This window comes from Dietzia sp. Cai40 (assembly GCF_014145165.1).
In the GTDB taxonomy this organism is placed as follows: Bacteria; Actinomycetota; Actinomycetes; order Mycobacteriales; family Mycobacteriaceae; genus Dietzia; species Dietzia natronolimnaea.
Map to the genome: position 1 here is coordinate 1 of NZ_JAALEB010000476.1, position 2,176 is coordinate 2,176.

The 2,176-nt window shown below is 72.2% G+C and carries 3 protein-coding genes; 2 read left to right on the forward strand and 1 reads right to left on the reverse strand.

Annotation, left to right across the window (positions count from 1 at the left end):
- The coding region (locus G6022_RS16045) for a leucyl aminopeptidase (protein ID WP_241731270.1) at positions 1-1,169 on the forward strand (1,169 nt) is incomplete at its 5' end.
- A 34-nt stretch (positions 1,170-1,203) separates the two neighbouring features.
- Here the strand turns inward: G6022_RS16045 and G6022_RS16050 are convergent.
- Positions 1,204-1,569 (reverse strand): oxidoreductase, encoded by a 366-nt coding sequence (locus G6022_RS16050; protein WP_182692002.1) that lies wholly within the window; start codon positions 1,567-1,569, stop codon positions 1,204-1,206.
- 313 nt (positions 1,570-1,882) lie between these two features.
- Here G6022_RS16050 and G6022_RS16055 point away from each other — a divergent pair.
- Positions 1,883-2,176 (forward strand): biotin/lipoyl-containing protein (locus tag G6022_RS16055; protein ID WP_347238197.1); only part of this gene is annotated, 294 nt, incomplete at its 3' end.

The following is a 2,176-nucleotide window of genomic DNA, read 5'->3' on the forward strand; positions in this document are numbered from 1 at the left end:
CGCGCGCGTGCCGTGGGCTGGGCGCCGCACTGGTCCTGCTCGACGCCGGGCGCGCCGAGGCGGTCGCGTTGGGGGCTGCGCTGGGATCGTTCCGGCCGGCCAAGGTCACGGCGAAGAACGACGACGACGACAAGGCGGACACCGTGAAGGTGTTCGTCGCGGAGGGCGGCGAGGACGCGGTGACCCGTGCCGCCACCATCGCCGAGTGCGTCGGCCTCGCCCGCGACCTGGTCAACACCCCACCCAACCTGCTCTTCCCCGGTTCCTTCGCGGACCGCGCCGCCGAGCTCGCCGCCGCCGCGGGCCTGGAGGTGGAGATCATGGACGAGGCCGACCTGGCCGACGGTGGATACGGCGGCATCCTGGCCGTGGGCGGCGGGTCGTCCCGGCCACCACGCCTGGTCCGACTCACCCACCGGGGCAACGAGAACCGGCCGCCCGTCGCCCTGGTGGGCAAAGGCGTCACCTTCGACACCGGCGGCATCTCCATCAAGCCGGCCGCGGGCATGGAGCAGATGACGATGGACATGGGCGGTGCGGCCGCCGTGGTCGCGACCGTCATCCTGGCCGCCCGGCTCGGTCTCGACCTGACCGTGGTGGCGACCGTCCCGATGGCCGAGAACATGCCGTCCTCGACCGCGTACCGGCCCGGCGACGTGCTCACCATGTACGGCGGGACGACGGTCGAGGTGCAGAACACCGACGCCGAGGGGCGGCTGATCCTGGCCGACGCCATCGTCCGCGCGTGCGAGGACTCGCCGTCCCACCTCATCGACACCGCCACGCTCACCGGGGCGCAGATGGTCGCACTGGGCAAGAAGTCCCCCGGTGTCATGGGCACCGAGGAGTTCCGCGACCGGGTGGCCGAGCTCAGCCGGGGGGTCGGCGAGGGCGGCTGGCCGATGCCGCTGCCCGAGGAGCTCCGCGACGGCCTCGACTCCCAGGTCGCGGATCTGACCAACGTCACCCCGCACCGCTGGGGAGGCATGCTCTCCGCGGGCCTGTTCCTCTCCGAGTTCGTCGCCGAGGGCGTCGAGTGGGCCCACGTCGACGTGGCGGGCCCGGCCTACAACGACGGCGGCGCCGAGGGCTACCTGCCCAAGGGCGGGACCGGTGTCCCCGTCCGGACGATGCTCGCCGTGCTCGAGGACATCGCCGCGGCCGGCTGACCCGTCCGCGGGCGGCTCACCCGTCCGCGGCCGGTCAGGCCTCGTCGGCTCCGCGCATCTGTTCGCGGAGCCGGCGGGCCCTCTCCTTGCGCTCGCGGGAGATGCGGACCTCCTCGAAGAGCCGCATCTGGTCCGGGTACCCGGTCTCCATCGCGTCGTAGAGGGGGATCTTGAGCTCGTCGGCGAGCTTGCGCGCGGTGGCCACGTCCCCCACCGGGCGTCGCGTCCACTCGCCGTCGAACGCGACGAGGAGGAGCCCGGGCACCGACACGAGGGTCTCGGGCTCCAGGTACGCCTCGATCCCCACCCGGGTCTCGCACCAGGATCGGAAGTGGGCGAGGTCGGCGGGATCCGCGGGGATCCGCGTCTGCCGCCGCCGGAAAAGATCGCGGATCGCCACTGTCGGTCTCCTCCCGTCGGCCCCCCGTCCGGGGTGGGGCCGTCTACGCCGAATCGATCGTACCGAGCCCGAGCACCGGTGATGGCGCGGCCGCCGGGCGGATCGGGCGCCCACAGACGCCGGGATCGGAGCGTCCGCCGACACCGGTAGGTGGCACAGGGCACAATGGGGGTCGATCGTCCGGGCGGGCCGCCACAGTGGTTCCGTCCCGGGTCGTCTCGAAGAATCGATAGCCCACCACCATGTCGCCGCTCACGCGGGTGCGGATCGCGCCGGCGGGCAGCGCCCAGAACTCTTGAGGAGTCACGACACCATGGCCTTCTCCGTACAGATGCCGGCTCTCGGTGAATCCGTCAGCGAGGGCACCGTCACCCGCTGGCTCAAGAAGGAGGGGGACACCGTCGAGGTCGACGAGCCGTTGCTCGAGGTCTCGACCGACAAGGTCGACACCGAGATCCCGTCGCCCGCCGCGGGCACGCTGTCCAAGATCGTCGCCGACGAGGACGAGACCGTCGAGATCGGCGGAGAACTCGCGGTCATCGACGACGGTTCCGGTGGATCGGACGACGCCGACGAGCCGGCGGAGGAGTCCTCCGACGACGATGTC